Origin of the sequence: Micromonospora andamanensis, assembly GCF_016863495.1 — a bacterium.
Classification (GTDB): domain Bacteria; phylum Actinomycetota; class Actinomycetes; order Mycobacteriales; family Micromonosporaceae; genus Micromonospora; species Micromonospora andamanensis.
The window spans coordinates 147,164-164,999 of sequence record NZ_BOOZ01000015.1 but is presented as its reverse complement, the minus strand read 5'-3'; the positions used below and the strand labels follow the sequence as shown (position 1 = coordinate 164,999).

General features: G+C 71.2%; 14 protein-coding genes and 1 pseudogene. 5 read left to right on the top strand and 10 right to left on the bottom strand.

Annotated elements, in window-relative coordinates; all coding sequences use genetic code 11:
- Positions 1–6: 6 nt before the first annotated feature.
- Positions 7–3,333 carry an ATP-binding protein gene (locus tag Van01_RS15615; RefSeq protein WP_204007500.1) on the bottom strand — a complete coding sequence of 1,109 codons (3,327 nt, stop codon included), beginning with the start codon at positions 3,331–3,333 and terminating at the stop codon, positions 7–9.
- 143 nt (positions 3,334–3,476) lie between these two features.
- On the opposite strand from Van01_RS15615, the gene Van01_RS15610 reads away from it, so the two are divergent.
- The gene (locus tag Van01_RS15610; RefSeq protein WP_204007498.1) at positions 3,477–4,373 is read left to right on the top strand and encodes an alpha/beta fold hydrolase; all 897 of its coding nucleotides are present in this window, start codon (positions 3,477–3,479) and stop codon (positions 4,371–4,373) included.
- A gap of 589 nt (positions 4,374–4,962) precedes the next feature.
- On the opposite strand, the gene Van01_RS15605 is transcribed toward Van01_RS15610, so the two are convergent.
- Both Van01_RS15605 and Van01_RS15600 read right to left on the bottom strand, forming a co-directional pair.
- On the bottom strand, positions 4,963–5,919 hold the full coding sequence (locus Van01_RS15605; protein WP_204007496.1) for a hypothetical protein: 957 nt from the start codon (positions 5,917–5,919) through the stop codon (positions 4,963–4,965).
- Between the two features lie 118 nt (positions 5,920–6,037).
- Positions 6,038–8,131 (bottom strand): glycoside hydrolase, encoded by a 2,094-nt coding sequence (locus Van01_RS15600; RefSeq protein WP_204007494.1) that lies wholly within the window; start codon positions 8,129–8,131, stop codon positions 6,038–6,040.
- Between the two features lie 226 nt (positions 8,132–8,357).
- Between Van01_RS15600 and Van01_RS15595 the strand changes: the two genes are divergently transcribed.
- Entirely contained in the window at positions 8,358–9,110 is a 753-nt protein-coding gene (locus Van01_RS15595) for a DinB family protein (protein ID WP_204007492.1), read from the top strand.
- Between the two features lie 19 nt (positions 9,111–9,129).
- On the opposite strand, the gene Van01_RS15590 is transcribed toward Van01_RS15595, so the two are convergent.
- Both Van01_RS15590 and Van01_RS15585 read right to left on the bottom strand, forming a co-directional pair.
- Positions 9,130–9,381, bottom strand: a complete 252-nt coding sequence (locus tag Van01_RS15590) for a mycothiol transferase (protein ID WP_239099110.1) — start codon at positions 9,379–9,381, stop codon at positions 9,130–9,132.
- Positions 9,382–9,444: 63 nt separating this feature from the next.
- A pseudogene (locus tag Van01_RS15585) lies at positions 9,445–9,764 on the bottom strand (PEP-utilizing enzyme); the annotation flags it as partial.
- Positions 9,765–9,892: 128 nt separating this feature from the next.
- Here Van01_RS15585 and Van01_RS15580 point away from each other — a divergent pair.
- Positions 9,893–10,558, top strand: coding sequence for a TOPRIM nucleotidyl transferase/hydrolase domain-containing protein (locus Van01_RS15580; RefSeq protein ID WP_239099101.1), 666 nt, complete (start codon positions 9,893–9,895; stop codon positions 10,556–10,558).
- Positions 10,559–10,691: 133 nt separating this feature from the next.
- Complete coding sequence (locus Van01_RS15575; protein WP_204007490.1) at positions 10,692–11,204, top strand: hypothetical protein; 513 nt, start codon at positions 10,692–10,694, stop codon at positions 11,202–11,204.
- A 77-nt stretch (positions 11,205–11,281) separates the two neighbouring features.
- Here the strand turns inward: Van01_RS15575 and Van01_RS15570 are convergent, their stop codons facing one another.
- The 5 genes from Van01_RS15570 to Van01_RS15550 form a co-directional block, all read right to left on the bottom strand.
- Positions 11,282–12,160 (bottom strand): carbohydrate ABC transporter permease, encoded by an 879-nt coding sequence (locus Van01_RS15570; RefSeq protein WP_204007488.1) that lies wholly within the window; start codon positions 12,158–12,160, stop codon positions 11,282–11,284.
- Entirely contained in the window at positions 12,160–13,182 is a 1,023-nt protein-coding gene (locus Van01_RS15565; protein WP_204007486.1) for a carbohydrate ABC transporter permease, read from the bottom strand. The genes Van01_RS15570 and Van01_RS15565 overlap by 1 nt, the downstream gene beginning before the upstream one ends.
- Before the next feature lie 10 nt (positions 13,183–13,192).
- Positions 13,193–14,377, bottom strand: coding sequence for an extracellular solute-binding protein (locus Van01_RS15560; protein ID WP_239093378.1), 1,185 nt, complete (start codon positions 14,375–14,377; stop codon positions 13,193–13,195).
- A gap of 792 nt (positions 14,378–15,169) precedes the next feature.
- Positions 15,170–15,901, bottom strand: coding sequence for a hypothetical protein (locus Van01_RS15555; protein ID WP_204007475.1), 732 nt, complete (start codon positions 15,899–15,901; stop codon positions 15,170–15,172).
- Positions 15,894–16,469 (bottom strand): RNA polymerase sigma factor, encoded by a 576-nt coding sequence (locus Van01_RS15550; protein WP_373306262.1) that lies wholly within the window; start codon positions 16,467–16,469, stop codon positions 15,894–15,896. Before Van01_RS15550 ends, Van01_RS15555 begins: the two co-directional genes overlap by 8 nt.
- A gap of 80 nt (positions 16,470–16,549) precedes the next feature.
- Between Van01_RS15550 and Van01_RS15545 the strand changes: the two genes are divergently transcribed.
- A complete protein-coding gene (locus Van01_RS15545) occupies positions 16,550–17,791 on the top strand; it encodes a YncE family protein (RefSeq protein ID WP_239099100.1) in 1,242 nt (413 codons plus the stop codon).
- Positions 17,792–17,836 lie beyond the last annotated feature (45 nt).

Sequence of the window (17,836 nt, the reverse complement as noted above, 5' to 3'; positions counted from 1 at the left end):
GCGCACTCATCCGCGAAGGGACGCGTAGTGGACCTGCGCCCGCGCGTCGTCGCCGAGCGCGGCGGCGAGGTCGCCGAGGTGACGGGCGACCGGGCCGAGGGCGAGCACGCCGCTGCCCGCACCGGCCAGCTCACCGTCGGCCGGCAGCAGGTCGGCGTACGTGGACCGGACGCGGGCCCGGTCGCCGAGCACGACGGCGGCGCGGGCGACGAGGCAGCCACGGGCCTCGCGGAGCAGGTCGTGCGGCGATTCCGGCACCGCGTGCAGGGCCTCGGCGGCTTCGCCGCGTTCGCCGGCGGCGAGCAGCAGCAGCGGGCGCACCCAGGGCTCGTGGGGGCCCCAGTCCTCGTCCCGCCAGCGGACCGCCTCGCCCGGCGACAGGTCGCCGCCGGTCGTCAGGCGCAGGCAGAACAGCGCCAGCGGGGCCAGCCCCTGCGCCATACCGGGCAGTTCGTCGGCGGGCAGCGCCAGGTTGGCCTCCCGGTAGGCGTCCTCCGCCTCGGTGGGACGGCCTTCGATGGCCAGCCGCAGGGCGGCGTACCACCGGATGAAGAGACCTACCAGGGGCAGTTCGTAGCGTCGGGCGAGGCGGTCGGCGGCCTCGGCGTGGGCGTTCGCCGTGGCCACGTCGCCGACCGCGCAGTACGCCTGCATGGCGATGAGATGGCCGAGCACCTCGAAGGTCACCAGGTTCCGGGATCGGGCCACCTCCGCCAGTTCCACGCCGATCCGGGCCCGCTCGGGCGCCAGGCCGGCACGGTGGAAGGTGTGCAGGTAGCGGGCGTTGAGCGCCAACGTGAGCAGCGGCACGTCACCGGTCTGCCGGGCGATCTCCTCCGCCTCGCGGGCGGCCCGCGCGCCGCGGTCGCCGGTGGTGCCGCGTAGCTCCAGCGCCAGGGTGGCCAGCAGGTGACCCCGGCGGGTCCGTTCGCCCGGAGGCAGGACCGCCAGTGCGGCGTCGACGGCCACCGCGACCTGCCGGGACAGCGGCTCGTCGTCGTTGCGGGTCCAGATCGCCGGTACGTCGAAGGCGGTGAGCACGTCCGCCAGCAGGTCGGGGTCGCCTAGGCACCGGGCGGTGGTGACCGCCTCGGCCCGGTGCCGGCGGGCCTGCGCCAGCCGACCGGTGACTGCGAGGGCGCGTCCCAGGCCCATCTGTGCCGCCAACCGGCCGGGCACGTCGCCGTCGGTGGCCCGGTCGTACGCAGTGACCGCCTGCTCCCACAGCCGGGCCGCTTCGTGCGGGGCGGCCCTCGCCTCGGCCTGCTCCGCCGCCGACCGCGCGTAGCTGGCCGCACGGCCTGCGGCGGCCCGGGTGCCGGCGGCGTGGAAATGGTGGGCGAGGGCGGCGGACTGGTGCGGGTGCAGCCGTTCCATGGTCTCGGCCGTGGCGGCGTGCCACCGGGCGCGGCGAGCTGCCGGCAGGTCGTCGTAGAGGGTGTCGCGGACCAGGATGTGGGTGAAGCGCAGTTGCCCGCCCGTACCGTGCGCGCTGAGAAAACCGGCCTGTTCGGCCTGGTCGAGGCCGTCGAGGACGACCGGTTCAGGCTCGCCGGCCAACGCCGCGAGCACCTCCGGATCAACGTCGCGGCCGACGACCGCCGCCTGCCGCAGCAGCGTACGGGTGGCGTCCGGTAACAGCGCGAGGCGGTGCCGGATCACGTCCCGCACCCCGGCGGGAACCCGCTGAAGTGCCTGCGGCCCCTCGGCGGCGAGCAACCGGGCCAGCTCGCGGACGAAGAACGGGTTGCCACCGCTGCGCTGATGGATCAACCTGAGGGCGTCGGCGTCGATGTCGAACCCGGCGATCGCCCGGGTCAGTTCGGCGGTCGCCGCCTCGGGCAGTCCGGTGAGGTAGACCCGGGCCGGTTCGCGGCGAGCCAGCCGGGCCAGCGCCGCCGTCAGCTCGGCGCCGACCTGCGAGGTGCGGTACGCCGCGACGACCATGACCGGACCGGTGGCCGGTTCGGGCTCGGCGACCAGGCCGGCGAGCAGGTCCAGGGTTCCCTCGTCGGCGCGGTGCAGGTCATCGAGGATCAGCAGCACCGGGTTGTCTCGGGCCGCCGCGTCGACGAGCGCGACCGCCTCGCGTCGCAGCCGGAACCGCAGCGTCTCGGGGCTCCGGTCGTCGCCGCTCGGCACCGGCCCGGTGTCGGCCGGCGCTGCTGGCGCGGTCTGCCGTGCCGGCCCGATCGTCGCAGTCAGCGCCTGGCTGATCTGCGTCCAGGGCCAGGCGGCCGGCGCCCCGTCGTACTCGGGAATGCGACCCCAGGCGGTCACCCAGCCGTCGGCCGACAGGCGGCGGGTGAGCATGTCGAGCAGGGCGGTCTTGCCGGCACCCGCGTCACCGGAGATCAGGGCGACGGCCGGCACGCCGTCGCGGGCCGCGCCGGCGGCAACTCGTACGAGCTGGTCCAGCTCCGATTCACGGCCGACGAACGGACACCGCCTCGGCGGCACGTCGGCACGCTCCGGTGTCGCGCCGACGGCCCCGGCCGGAGCCTTGGCGGAGGACACCCCTGACGGCCTCGCGGTGGGCCTGTTCGCGGAGAGATGTGGCGCCTGGTGAAGAATGTCGGCTTCGAGCTGACGCAGCCGGGGCCCCGGGTCGATGCCGAGCTCGTCGACAAGGGTTCCGCGGACCCGGCGCAACGCGGTGAGGGCTTCGCCCTGTCGGCCGGAGCGGTACAGCGCGATGATCCACAGCCGCCAGATGTCCTCGCGTAGCGGATGTGCCTCGGCGTCGCCCCGCAGGACGGCGGCGGCCTCGACGTCGCGCCCCAGCGCCATCAGCGCTTCGGCCCGTCGCTGGCTGGCGAGCAACCGGAGGTCGTCGAGGCGGTTGATCTCCCCACGGGCCCAGCCCTCGCCGTCGTACCCGGCGTAGGCGGGCCCCCGCCACAGGGCGAACGCGTCGTCCAGAGCGGTGAGCGCCGGCTCGGCGCGGCCCTGGTCGAGCAGTCGCCCGGAGTCCATCACCGCCGCCTCGAACCGCCAGGCGTCGACGGCGTCGTCGGGGGCGCGCAGCGCATACCCGGGGGGTGTGGTGATCAGCAGCCGGGCCGGTCGGCGGGCGGGCCGCTCCGGCTCCAGGGCACGGCGCAGATCGGCCACGAAGGTGCGGATCGCCGCGACCGACCCTTCCGACGGCCCGTGCCACAGGTCGGCGAGGAGTTGGTCGACAGGGACCACCCGGCCTCGGGCGATCAACAACCTGGCAAGCACGGCGCGATGCCGGGGGCCCTTCAGGCCGACCGGCACGCCACCAGCCCACGCGGTGACCGCACCGAGCACCCCGAAGGACACCGTCGGCACCGTGTCCTGCCTGGTCATGCGACCACTCTAGGTGCCGGTCGTGGTGGCGGTCCGGTGGCACTTGTCGGGCACTCATCCGTTGCTGATCCGGCTCGGCGAACCTCGGTGTCGGCGACCGGCAACCGCCGATCAGCCCACCAGATCGATCCGGAGGACCTGGCATGACCCCGCACCTCAACGGCTTCGACAAGCAGCGGGTACCCGTCGCCGACGGGGTGGCGCTGCACGCCGCCGTCGGCGGTTCCGGCAGCCCGATCGTGCTGCTGCACGGCTTCCCGCAGACCCACCTGATGTGGCGGCACGTCGCCGCCGACCTGGCCGCCGACCACACGGTGATCGTGCCGGACCTGCGCGGCTACGGCGACAGCGACAAGCCCGCCGACCCGGACGGCACCGCGTACGCCAAACGGACAATGGCCGCCGACGTGGTCGCCCTGGCCGAGGCGCTCGGTCACGACCGGTTCGCCCTGGCCGGTCACGACCGGGGAGCCCTGGTCGCCATCCGCGCCGGCCTCGACCACCCGGACCGCATCACCCGGCTGGCCGTCCTCGACGTGCTGCCCACCCTCGACATGTGGGATGTGCTGCACGGCGTCGACGCGGCGGTCGGCTTCCACCTGTACCTGATGGCGCAGCCGCCCGGCCTGCCCGAGAAGATGATCGCGGCGAGCGCCGACGCCTTCTTCGGCCACTTCCTGGACGGCTGGACCCGTGACCCCGGCGCGATCCCCGCCGACGTACGGGCGGCGTACCTCGCGGCGTCCCGCGCGTCGGTGGACTCGATAGTCGCCGACTACCGGGCCACCGCCGGCATCGACGTCGTCCACGACCGGGCCGACCGGGCGGCCGGTAACCGACTGCGGATGCCGGTGACCGTGCTCCAGCAGGACTGGGGTGCCGCCCTCGGGTACGACGCCGCCGGGTTGTGGCGCGGATGGGCGCCGGACCTGGTGCACGAGACGGTCACCTGCGGCCACTTCATGGCCGAGGAGGCACCGGCCGACGTGGTCCGGGCGCTACGCGCGCTGCTGGCCCGCGAGCCCGCCCAGCGTGCGTGACCGCGACACGCCTGGCCGTGTGAGGGTGCGGTCGGCGTGACGGTGCGGTCGGCGCCGGCCCGGCCGGCGTGATGGCGCGGGCCCGCCGGATCACCGGCCGGGCCCGCGCCGACGGTGGCCCGCATCCGCCGGGGCGACGACCCTCCGTGACCCTCACGCAGCGTGTCGTCCACCGGCCACCGAACCGATGTGCACTTTCTCCGCTTTGCTCTGCTTCAACCCACGCAACCGCCGCTGACCAGCGGCGGAGCGTTGATGGTGAGCTGTCGCCCGACCTGCTGTCAGCACGGAGCGTGACTGTTGCGTCGGTTGAAGCAGAGCAAAGCGTGGACGGGACAGGGATGACCACGGAACCCGACAGCGGACGACGGTCACGGCCAGTGACGATCGCTACGCCGAGCTGATCGGCGATCACGGGCGGCGCAGCGCGACTGCCGACGCCCGTCGTGGCGCGCGGACACGCGGGCCGACGGGGTCTGGGACGACCCGTGCGGCGGCCGTCACGACGCGGATGGTCACGACGCGGATGGTCAGGGCTCGGGGGCCAGGGCCGGGATGGTCAGGGCCCGGATGGTCAGGGCCCGGATGGTTAGGAGTCGGGCTCGTCGTGGTGCTTCGGCAGCGCCCAGAGGTCGGTCGGGACGGGTAGGACGGCGATCTCGTCGGCGCGGGCACGTAGCTTGCGGGCCAGGGACTGACTGGCGAGGCTGAAGCCGATGGTGAAGCTGTCGGTCATCCCGGCGTTCGGCGTCACCGCGTCGGCCTGCTGGCGCAACTCCCTGGCCAGCGCGTTGCGCCAGCGTGTCTCGGCTGCGGCGAGCCCGCAGTCCGCCTGTGCCACGGCCAGCCGGTGCCAGAGGGCCAGCAGTTCCTCCTCCCTGGCCTGGAGGGCGTCACGTGCCTCCGCCAGGGTGTCGATCTCCGGTAACGCGGCCAGGACGAGGTCGGCGACGGCCGACGCCATCTCGGTGGAGTTCACCCCGGTGTTGAGGCCGTAGCGGACGAGTTCGTTTCCGACCAGGATTCGCCGATACTCCGCCCGGGCAGCGGGGTCGGCCGGGAGCCCCGCGACGCGAGACGAGACGGCCAGCCGTACGTTGTTGGGGCGGTCGTCCGGCACAGCGGGTGCGGAACTGTCAGTGGCGACGCCGGGACGCGGCTGCGGGGCGACGGTGGTGGCGCGCGCCTGGAGAGCACGTACGAAGGCGTCGAAACCGGCGGTGAATCCGATGGCGTAGGCGCCGGTCTTCGTCGCGGTGGTCCGCCGCAGCAGCCGGGCCTCCGCACGCAACGCCTCGCTGAGGGTGGTCCCCGGCGGCGGCAGCTCGACCGCCCAGGGACTGCTGTCGAGTTCCACCCGTACCCGCTCGATCGTCTGCTCCATCACGGCCTGGGCAGCGCGGGCTTCGTCGAGCAGGCGCAGGTCGGGCAGCACGTCGAGGATCTCGCGGGCCATCGCCAACGGTACGTCAGGGGCGGTCCCGGGCAGCGCCCTGGCCAGCACCGTCGCCACGGTGCTGCGGCGTTGCTGATCGGCGTCGACCATTCTCGACCTCTTCCCTGCGGCAACCAGGCGGTTGACCGGCAGCGGTCACGACGCCTTCGGCGGATCGGCCCGCCTGTCGAGGACTCTACTGAAGACGGTAAATAGCCACCGCTGGCGCTCAGTCGCTGAACTCGACCCGGTCCACAGTGAAGAGGGTGCCGTCACCACCGGTGAAGACCAGGTAGAGGTCGTGGAAGCCGTTCGCCGCCGACGGGCTGGTGTCGATCGCCGTCGTCGCGGTGACCCAGTCGGTGCCGGACCCCGGCGGTACGCTCATCGAGCCGACGAGCGGTCCGTCCGGGCTGCCGATGCGTGCCTCGATCACGCCACCCGCCTTCGGGGCCACTGTGGCGTGTAGGCGCAGTTGGCCCTTCTGGTCGGCGAACCCCGCCGCCGAGCCGTCCGCGAAGTTGACGTTCGTCCACCGCAGGTGGCTGCCGTCGCGTACGCCCGTGACGACCCTGCCGTGGGCGGGCGTCGTGACCACCCGCAACCCGGCGGACTGCCCGTCGTTCTCCTTGGCCAGGTAGGTGGAGAAGACATCCTTGCGGTCGGGCAGCGCGGGCAGCTCGGACCACTTCGGTACGAACGTCGTCACGCTGTGGCCACGGAGGTTCGTGCTGAAGGACCCGCCGTGGGTGCGGATGTCGGCCAGCTTCTTCATGTTCTCGCTGCCTGACGTGCGGTAGGGCACCACCGACGGTCGTGGACCCTTGCCGGCGGCGACGTGGGCGACGCACTCGCCCTGGTTGCGGAATGTCGGGTTGACGAACCGGGCCCACCCACCCTTCTTGCAGTCCTGCCTGGTCTCCGGCGGCAGCGGGAAGCCGCCTGTGAGATCGACGGTGAGCGGGACGTCGTCCGCGTTGTTGTTGACCACGACGATTGTGAAGTCGTGTGTCGCCTCGTCCTTGTACGCGGTGACCCGCACCCCTGGCGACGGCGTGCTGGTGGCGCCGATCATCACGTCACCCGGGTCGAGGAAGCGGCTGTACTGGCCGAACGTGTAGTACCGCTTGAAGATGCGGTACTGGCCGTTCTCGGTCGGGTTGCCGCTCTGCGGGGTGCCGGTGTTGACCAGACGGATCAGGTCCGAGCCGTCCGCGCCGTTGTTCGCCACCGGCCACCACCAGAAGTACGCGCCCAGCCGGGTCTCGTCGAACAGGTTGCCGATGAGGGTCGCGTAGCGCAGGCCGTCGCTTATCGTGTTGTTGACGAACAACCTGTCGCGCGGGGCGCCCTGGTTCATGTACTCCGTCTGCCAGATGGTCTTGCCCAGCGCGTGTGACGTGGTGAACGCGGTGGGCGCGGCCCGGGTGGCGTCGTCGATCAGCCCGGCGTAACCGTGCGCGGCGACGACGTCGACGTACCGGTTCGCCGCCGGGTCGGTGATCGTGGGCAGCGCGTACCCCTCGTGGAAGCCGACGCCCTCGCCGAGCACGATCTTCGCGGTGACACCCAGTCGTTCGAAGGTGGGACCGAGGTGGTCGCGGACCAGGACGCGCAGTTCCTCGGCGGTCCACTGGCAACTGGAGTACCCGGTGGAGATGTCGGGTTCATTCGTCGGAGAGAGGTGCGTGATCCTGATCCCGAACTCGCGTTCGTAGCCGAGCACGTACTCCGCGAGGTAGTCCGCGAATGCCTGGTACATGTCGGGTCGCAGCTTGTTCGGTGCGCCGGTGGGGCTGGCGGAGGTCACGCTGTTGTTCTGCTTCATCCACGCGGGTGGGCTCCACACGCTGGCGAGTATCGTCTCGACGCCGCGCGCCTGTGCCTGTCGCATCAACCAGACCTGGTACGCGTCGAAGTCGGCCTTGCGTTGCGCCCAGTCGGGCCGCTCCCACACGAAGGTGCCCGGCTCCGGCTCGATCGTCTGTGTCGGCCCGTCGTAGAGCTGGTCGCCCCAGACGCCGCCGTCGCCCACCATCACCCGCACGATGTCCAGGCCGATCCCCGCCTGGTCGTCGAAGATCATGTCAAGCATCTGCGAGGTGAGCGGTTCGCCGAGCCGTTGGATCGACCCCGCCTTGTGGAACGCGAAGGACCCGCCGAACCCGTCGACCGTCTGCCGCTCGGTGCTCCAGTCGACCACGGCGGTGGGTGGGGTGGCGGGCCGGTGCGCGGTGCCGCCCACGGCCGTCGAGGCCACCAGGCTGCCGGCCGCGACCAGGGCGGTGCCCAGCCGGATCGTCCACAGCGTCCGTCGTCGCATCAAGGATTCCCCCGTCGCTGCAACCACCCGGCGGTACGGGCCAGCGGGACGCGGGCAGCCACACCAGCGCGACGCCGCGGGTGGTGCTCCATTGACGTCGGCGAATCAAGGCTATGGGCTTGCGCCTCGGCGGGCAAGGAGAGCGCCTCCTGTCCGCCCGGGACCGGACGAAGGTGTCGCAGCTCCGCGTTACCCTCGCCGCGATTCGTTGACGGGAGGGGTCCACATGGTCCAGGACCGGGTCGTTGAGTTTGTCGACCGGGACTTACAGGGGGCGCGGTTCACCAGGTCGACGCTGGCCGGGGCGGTGATGCGGGGCGTCGACGTACGCGGGCTCGACATCGACGCACCCTGGTTGGCGGACGGGCCCCTGCTGGTAAACGGGGTCGACGTCGTGCCGTTCGTCGAGGCCGAGATCAACCGCCGCTTCCCGGGGCGGGAGCTGCGGCGGGCCGAGGATCCGGCGGGACTGCGGGCGGCGTGGGCGGCGCTCGAACGGGCCTGGGCGGCGGCGGTCGACCGCGCGTCCGCGCTGCCGGCGGGTGCCGTCGACGCCTCGGTCGAGGGTGAGTGGTCCTTCGCGCAGACCCTGCGCCACCTCGCGTTCGCCACTGACGCCTGGCTCGGCAAGGCGGTGCTGCGGCGGCCGCAGCCCTTCCATCCGCTCGGGCAGCCACACGCCGAGTACGCGACCGACAACTACGACACCTCGATCTTCGCAACCGGGCAGCCGACGCTGGCCGAGGTGCTCGACCTGCGGGCCGAGCGGCAGGCCATGGTCCGCGAGTTCCTCGCCGCCGCCACCCCGGAGCTGCTCGCCGAGCCTCGACGCAACCCGTGGTCAGCCGAGATTGAGGTGTCGGTCCTGCACTGCCTGCACGTGATCCTCGACGAGGAGTGGGAGCATCTCCGCTTCGCCCTGCGTGACCTGACGACTGTCGGCTCAGCACGGACCGGCAACCGACGCAGCTCCCGGTGACCGGGGCTGCGCCGGCCACTCAGTCGAGGGCGTCTCGGAGAAGATCCAGGTGTCCGCGATGCTGGGCGGTCTCCTCGATCATGTGCACGAAGATCCACCGGAGGCTCACCGGCCCGCCACCGAACGACGGCTTGGCGGCGCGGTCACTGAGACTCGGGTGGCCGGCGGCCGCGCGTCGACTCCGCTGGCACGCCGCGACATAAAGCGCACGCAGGTCGGCGGGGGAGTCCTCGCCGGCGGAGTGGAAGTCCCAGTCCGCGTCGACCTCCAGCGGAGCCGACCACGTCAGGGAACTTGACCACCGGTTGAGCCTGCCAGCTCGACGCTGGCGCGTCTACGAGGCCAGGATCTCCACGTAGCCGCCGGTGGCATGCACGCGGATCCGCTGCCCGTCGGGGATCAGTCGGGTTGCGTCCGGCACTCCGACGACGGCCGGTAGGCCGTACTCCCGGGCTATCACCGCCCGGTGGGTCATCAGTCCGCCGACCTCGGTCACCAGGCCGGCGACGGCGACGAAGGGCGGCGTCCAGCTGGGTCGGTGTGGGTGGTGACGAGGATGTCGCCCGGTTCGAGATCGACCCGGGCCAGATCCAGGATGACCCGGGCGCGTCCTTCCACGATTCCGGTGGAGACCGGCAGGCCGACCAGGGCACCGGCCGCCCGGGTCTTGCCACAAGCCCCCCGGTGCGCTATACGTTAGGAGTGGCAGGGAGGTGGATCTCCCTGCCTTTGGTTTTTGTCGCTCGTCGCGGGGCTCCGCCGACCGGACGGGGAGGCCCAGCATGGATGTCACCTCGCGTTCCGAGCCCACCGGGATCGGTCTGGACGGGCCGTTGGGTGGCAACGCCGCCTCGATGCAGGCCACCGCCGGCGCCCTGGCCCGGGCTGAGTCCGCTCTGGCGGCGGTGCTCGTCGAGGGGATCAGCGATCAGATCGCCCTGGAGACGCTGGCGACCTGCCGTGGCCGCGATCTCGCCGCCGAGCGGATCGTCATCGTCCCGATCGGTGGCGCCCACGCGATCGGCCGCTTCCTGACCCGGCTGGGCCCGCCGGGCAGCGGGATGCGCCTGGCCGGCCTCTGCGACCTGCGCGAAGAGGAGATTTTCCGGCGCGGGCTGACGGAGGCGGGCGTGGGTACGCCCGGCACCCGCGCCGAGATGGCGCAGCTCGGGTTCCAGGTCTGCGTCGACGACCTGGAGGACGAGCTGATCCGTGCCGTCGGCAGCGAGGCCGTCGAGGCGCTCTTCGACGCCCAGGGCGATCTGCGCCAGTTCCATGGGTTCCAGAGTCAGCCCGCCTGGCGGGGCCGGGATCCCGACGCGCAACTGTGGCGGTTCCTGCGCAGCAGTTCCCGTCGCAACCTGCGCTACGCCCGCCTGCTCGTCGAGGCCGCCGTCGCCCGGGACACCGTGCCCCGACCCCTCGACGCGCTGCTCGCCAGCGTGTGACCCGGACCAGCGGCAGCAACGGGGCCATGGGATCACCTCGGCAAAGCCGGGGGAATCTACCGATTCAAGTTTCGGCTGGTCGTGTTGGAGTGGGTCATCGGCGGCAAGCGGTGCCGCGGCGGAGGGATGACCTATGGAGATCCTCAGCAGGCTGACCCGGGCCGCTCTCGTCGGTGCGGCGCTGACCGTGCTCGTGGCGTGCGGAAGCGACGCCGGCTCGGGTGCCTCGACGGCGGGGGAGACGCCGGGCGCGGCGCGGAACGCGGACGACGCGGCCGACTTCCTGACCGAGCCGAAGGGCGACGAGTGCGAACGGCTCACCACGGACGAGGTCGCGGACGTGATCGGGGCGCACGACGGTGGCCAGCACGACTATCAGCTCGGCGGTTGCGTGTGGACGGCGACCTCCGGTGGGCAGGCCATCCATGCCACGGCCCTGTCCAAGGACGAGTACGAGGCGGTGGCCGAGATCGGCGAGCCGGTGACCGGGTCCGCCGACGGCGCCGTCTACGACGACATCCACGGCGAGCTGTGGTTCCCGTGCCGAGGCGGTGACTTCTGCGGCATCAAGGCCGACATCGGTGAGTCGGACCGGCGTAAGGATGTCGCGCTGCGGATGGGCACGATCCTGCAGGGTCGGGTGTAGCACCCGACGCGCCCGGCCACCTCAGCACGACCTGGGTCGTACCGAGGTGGCCGGGCGCGTACCGCCTCCGCTGACGATCAGCCCTTCACCGCTCCGGTCAGGCCGCCGACGATCCGGCGTTGGAACAGGCTGAAGAACACAAGTGCCGGGATCATCGACAGGGAGGTGAATGCCAGCACCTTCGCCGTGTCGACCGAGTACTCCGAGGCGAATGCCTGCACGCCGAGGGGCAGCGTGAAGGTCTCCTCCCGGTTCAGGATGAACAGTGGCAGCAGGTACCCGTTCCAGCTCTGGATGAAGCTCAGGATGGCCACGGTGATGACACCCGGCATGGCCAGCGGGAGCACCATCCGCCAGAAGAAGCCCAGTCGGCTGCAACCGTCGATCGACGCGGCCTCCTGGATCTCGTCGGGGATCGCCCGTACGAACGGGACCAGGATGATGATGGTCAGCGGGATGCCGAACCCGATCTGCGGCAGGATCACCCCGGGCAGCGTGTTCATCAGGCCGAGGTTCTTGACCAGGATGTACAGCGGGGTGATCGCCACGGTCAGCGGGAACATCAGGCCGGCGGCGAACAGCGCGTACATCGCCCCCCGCCCCCAGAACCGGTAGCGGGCGATGATGAAGCTGGTCATCAGCCCGAGAGCGACCACCCCCGCCGTGGTGGCCAGGGCCACGATCGTCGAGTTGAGGACCTGCTGCCAGAAGGTGCCTCCGGTCAGCACATCGAGGTAGTTCTCGGTCCGCCAGTCGGTGGGCAGTCCGGCGGGGTCGGTGGTGATCTGCGCGTTGGTCCGGAAGCCACCCATGATGATGTAGATGACCGGGGCCAGCATCGTCGCGATGAGCAGCAGCGCGACGAAGTACACGGTCGGGTCGGTCCAGTCCAGCGGCTTCCGGGACCGGGATGATCTGCGCGGTGCCCTGCGCCCGGTCACGGCGGTCACGGCCATCAGCGCCTCCCTCCGGTGATCGCGCCCTCGGTGTCCCGGCGCAGGATGAACCGCTGGTACAGCAGGGCGGCGAAGAGCGAGATGAAGAACAGGACCACGGCGACCGCGTTGCCGTACCCGTACTCTCCCGCGTTCCGTCCGTTGGCCACCATGTAGGTGGCCATTGTCGACGTTCCGGCCGTGGCCGCCACGTACTGGCCCCAGATGATGTAGACCAGGTCGAACAGTTGCAGGGCGCCGATCATCGACAGGAACGCCCAGATGCGGATCGTCGGCCCGAGCAGCGGCAGCGTGATGCGCCGTTGGATCTGCCAGTACGACGCGCCGTCGATCGCCGCGGCCTCGGTCAGCTCCTCCGGGATGCCTTGGAGCCCGGCGAGGAAGAGGATGACCGCGAAGCCGATGTACTTCCAGGTGAGGATGCCCATCAGCGTCCAGATCGCGATCTTCGGATCGGAGAGCCAGTCGTTCTGCAACCAGCCGAGCCCGATCTTCTCGAGGACGGCGTTGACCACGCCCTCCCCGTGCAGCATCAGGCTCCAGCCGGTGCCGACCACCACTTCGGAGATCACGTACGGGATGAAGACCAGCACCCGGATGATCGTCTGCCCCCGCATCTGCCGGTTCAGCAGCAGGGCGAGCAGGATGGCCGCCGGACCCTGGAGCAGCAACGACAGCACCACGATGATGCCGTTGTGGCGCAGGGCGTCGATGAACGTGCCGTCTTCGAAGATCAGTAGGTAGTTGCGGAAGCCGACGAAGTCCTCAGCGGGCCCGTAACCCTGCCAGCTGAAGAAGCCGTAGTAGGCGGCCATGGCCACGGGCAGGATGACGAAGGACAGGAACACGATGAGTGTCGGTCCCGTCATCAACGCGATTTCCAGTCGGGCCGGCCAGCCGATGCCCTTGCGCCGGCGGCGCCGGGCCGGGGGCGACACGGCAGGCGTGTCACCCCCGACCTTCGTCAGACCCGGCGACGGGTCCGGCGCGAGCCGTACGCTCTCGTGTTGCGTTTCAGACATGGCGGTTGGACTACTGCGCCCTCTTGGCGGCGGTCTTGACCGCATCGACGATGCCCTGCGGGTCTCCCTTACCGGCGAGCATGTTCACCACAGCGGTGTTCAGGGCGTTGCCGACGTTCTGCCCGTAGACCGTGTCGAGCCACTGCGACACGAACGGCGCCTGGTTGTAGGCGGTGAGGATGGACTGCAGGTGGGACTCGGTGACCGCGGCCTGCGCCTCGCTGTTGACCGGCGGCGCGTTGAACGCCTCGTAGTAGGCCTTCTGCACGTCGGTCTTCGCGATGTAGTTCAGGAACGCGGTGCACTCCTCCTTGGGGGCCTGGGCCGAGCAGGAGTAGCCGTCGACGCCGCCGAGGATCGCGCCGGGCTGACCGGCACCGCCCTCGATGCTGGGGAAGGGGAACCAGTCCAGGTCGGGCAGCGGCTTCTCGTCCGGGGTCAGTGAGGCGATGACGCCGGGGTTCCAGGCGCCCATCAGCTCCATCGCCGCCTTCTTGTTGGCGAGTAGGCCCGCGGAGCTGCCGGCGCCCTGCTGGGCGGAGGTGGTCAGGAAGCCGTTGTTGAACGGCTCGGAGGCGGCGAAGTTCTGCACGTCCTGACCGGCCTTGAGCCAGCAGGGGTCGTCGAAGTTCATCGTCTGACCGGCCTGGGTGATCGTCTCCGAGCTGCACTCCCGCAGCGCGAAGAAGTAGTAGTAGAAGGCAGCCGGCCAGGCGTCCTTCGCGCCGAGCGCGATCGGCTGCACGCCCGCCGCCTTCAGCTTCGTCACGGCGTCCTGAAGCTCGGCGAGGGTGGTCGGCGGCTGCGCGATGCCAGCCTTGGCGAACAGGTCCTTGCTGTAGAAGAAGCCACCGGGCAGGACCGCCACCGGCATGGCGTAGACCTTGCCCTCGATCGTCTGCGCCGTGAACGACCCCTGCGAGATCACCTTCTTGGTGTCTTCGGTGATCGAGTCGGTCAGGTCCATCAGCTGACCGGCCTTGACCATCGCGGCCATCTTGCCGCCGCCACGCTGCATGAACACGTCCGGAGCGTCGCCGGAGTTGAGGGCCGTCTGGAGCTTGCCGTCGAGATCCTCGTTCTGGATCGACTGGATCTCGATCTTCACGTTCTGGTTGGCAGCCTGGAAGTCGGCGACGGTCTTCTCCCAGAAGGCCTTACCCGGGCCGGTGCTGGCGTTGTGCCAGAAGCTCATCGTGACCGACCCGTCGCTGTTGCGACCCTCTGAATCGTCACCGCCGCAGGCCGCCGTCGCCAGGACGCCCGTTGCCAGGGCTACCGAAACAGCCAGTAGTTTTCTCGCCCTCATCAACTTTCCTCTCTGCCAAGTCTGCCCACGTGAAACTCCCCCGCCGACGGAGCCGCCGACCAGAACGCGCATCGAGGGACTCCGAAGGGGTTGTCTCCGGTCGACAGGCACTGGTCCGGGCTCGACTCGCGGTGACTCGCGATCAACCTCGGAGTGACCCAGGCCACCGACGGCCAAAACGGTCGCAGACTTATCCGAAAAAAACAAGACACGTTTCCGAAACTTCCAAGGCTCAGGACCGGCGGCAGCGATCCATCCGACAAACGGGGCTTATCGGTTTCGGACGAGTGGTCGGCCTCAGGTGGCTCTGCGTGACGAGGTGTTTGCGTTAACAATGATCCGGACGCTTGCTCGCCCGAATAGTCCGGTAGGTGGGCCGACGGCGGCCTCGCGCGGTTTCGACGGGCTGGCCGGGCACCCTCCTATCCCGGAAAACTCCCGGTAGTGGTCGCCCCGCCGACCACCACCCGATGCGGGACGCCTGATCCCGCTCCGTGGACACGACGGGACCTCGGTAACGCGGGGTGGTTGGTGCGGATGGACCTCGGACATCACAGATTGATCACGCTGACAACGGTTTCGGAGGGAGGCGTCGCCGAAGCGGGGCGCCGAAGCCGGATCGCCTGATTGACAGCCCGGTGACGCATTTCGGCGCGGGCCGTGCGGGCAGTGGTGCCGTCACTCCAGGGTGGCGGCGATCGTGACCGCCTCGGCCATGGTCAACTCGCCCTCCAGTCGATAGGTCACCCCGGCGTCCTCCCAGATCAGCGTCGCGGCGGCGAGGCGGGCATGCTCCTGACGCACGACCCCGGCACGGTCCACGTAGGCGACCGGGTGTGGGCCAGCGATCCAGATCGCGTCGACCGCCCCAACCCTCGTCCACCGCGCGTCGGACCCGCCGGCCTGCTTGAAGAAGACCGGGTCGAGCCGGCCGTCGAAGGTCTCCACCCGCAGGGCGCCGGCACGGTAGAGCAGGGTCGCCACCCGGTACCTGCCGGTCTCGTCCGGGTCGGTCAACAGAGTCTGCTCCGGCGGACCCAGCGCGGCCGGGATCCGGACCGGGAAATTCACGAGCCGGCGCGCCTCGTCGACGGCGGCGGATCGCTGTGCCGGCGGCGGCGACGGGATGCCGGTCGGCGTCGGGGCGGGGGAGGTGCTGATGGTGATGCCGGCGAAGCGCAGCAGGCCCGCCATCGCGTCGGCGAGCGCGGCCCGTCCCGGCGGCAGCACCGCCACCAGTACCGCCGCCAGCGCCGCGGCCAGCGCGTACCGCAATCGTCGTCGGCGGGCGACGCGGCGGGTGCCGGGCGCGGCGACCAGCCGGGCACGGACCTGGTCCGTGACGTCAGGTGGCTCGGGGGTCGCCAACCACGCGGACAGGTCGCGCAGCTCCCGCTCGAGGTCATCCATGGCTGACCTCCTCGACCGCGAGCAGGCCACGCAGTTTCACAAGCGCCCGCGAGGTGCGCGACTTCACGGTGCCCCGGGGCCAGCCCAGCATGGTGACCGTCTCGTCCTCGCTGAGGTCCAGCAGGTACCGGCAGACGATCACCTCACGGTCCCGGGACGGCAGCGACCGCAGGGCACGCACCAGCGCGGCCCGGCGCTCCCCGGCGAGGACCGCGCCGACCGCGTCGTCCTCGACGATCTCGGCGCCCGGCTCCACCCGCGCCGCGCGCAGCACCAGGCCGTTGCGGCGCTCCCGGGTACGGTGCAGGTTGCGTGTCTCGTTGGCCACGATGGCCAGCAGCCAGGAGCGGAACGACGACTCGCCGCGGTAGCGGTCGAGCTTGCGGTAGCCCTTCACGAACGCCTCCTGGATGACGTCCTCGGCATCGGAGCCCGCGCCGAGCAGCACCGCGGTCCGGTACGCGGCCGCGGTGTGCCGGGCGACCAGGGACTCGTACGCCGCCAGGTCACCTGCCTGTGCGCGGGTGACGAACTGCTCGTCGTCCAGTGCAACCTCCGGTGGGATCACCCCTACTGACACCGCCCGCGCCGAGCAGGTTCCACCGCGCCGGGTGGGAACCCTCGACGGTCCGGCGGTGTCACCCGGTCATGATGGCGAACCCGACGATCTCGCGGCGTACCCTGCTGACCGTTCTGGCCGGGGCCGGCGCCGCCGCCCTGACCGGCTGCGACCCGGCCGCCCCCGACCCGCTGCCGGACCCGCTGCTCGTCGCGATGGACGATGGCCTGACCGTGTTGCGCGGCACCGACCGGCAGTCGATAGGTGACGGGGTGGCCACCGCCGACGGGCGGCTGGTGTGGGCGGCCGCCGCCGACGGCACCGACACGGCCCTGTGGCGCGTCGACGCCGGTCGGGGCGACGCCTCCGAGCGGGTCCGGCTGCCCGGCCGGTGGGTGCCGCAGACCGTCTCCACCGACGGCACCCGGCTGGCGCTGACCACCGAACGACTCAGTGCCACCGGGGAGCGTCCCGCCGGGCGCGACGAGACGCTCGTGTTGATCGCTGACGCCGGTGGGGTGCGGCAACGGCTACGGCTGCCCGGCACCATCGTGCCGGAGGCGTTCACCCACGATCTCGCCGGGCTGTTCGTGCTGGAGTGGCTACCGTCGGCCGCGCCGGACCGCTACCGGGTCCGCCTGGTCGACCTCGCCACCGGGGTCGCCGGGCCGCTGCTCACCCGCGCCAAGACACAGGTGCCGGAGGGTGCGGAGGAGGAGATGCGCGGCGACGGACGACAGGCAGTGCTGGCACCGAACCGCAGGGTGCTCTACACGCTCTACACCCATCAGCCCGACCACCAGCACACCCGGGACCGGATCAGCGGGCGGCCGGGTCGCGACGTGCACGCCTTTGTGCACACGCTGCACCTCGAACAGCGGTGGGCGTACTGCGTGGACCTCCCGCACCCGTTCGGGGAGGGCGGTGCCGACGGCCACGCCATGGCTATCACCCCGGACGGCGGACGCCTCTACGTAGCCGACGTCGGCTCCGGCGCCGTCGCGGAGATCTCCACCGAGGAACTGACCGTACGCCGCACCGCCACCCTCGCCAGCGGCGGTGGCCCGGCGTACGCCACGGCCTCCGCGGACCGCCTCTTCCTCGGCACCGGTACCGCCGTACGGGCCGTGGACCTGGCCGGTCTCGCCGTGACCGCCGAGCGGACGGCCGCCGGCCCGGTCACCGGTCTCGTGCTCAGCCCGGACGGCAGACGCCTTTACCTGGGCCATCGGGCAGCGGTGTCCTGGCAGGATCCGGCCACCGGCGGCGAACTCGGCCGCGTCAGCGTCCCCGGCCTGGTGGGCCTGCACGGCCCGGCCCGGCCCGCCTGACCGGGCACCAGTCCTGACACGGGCCGGTGGGCGCCGCGGGCCCGC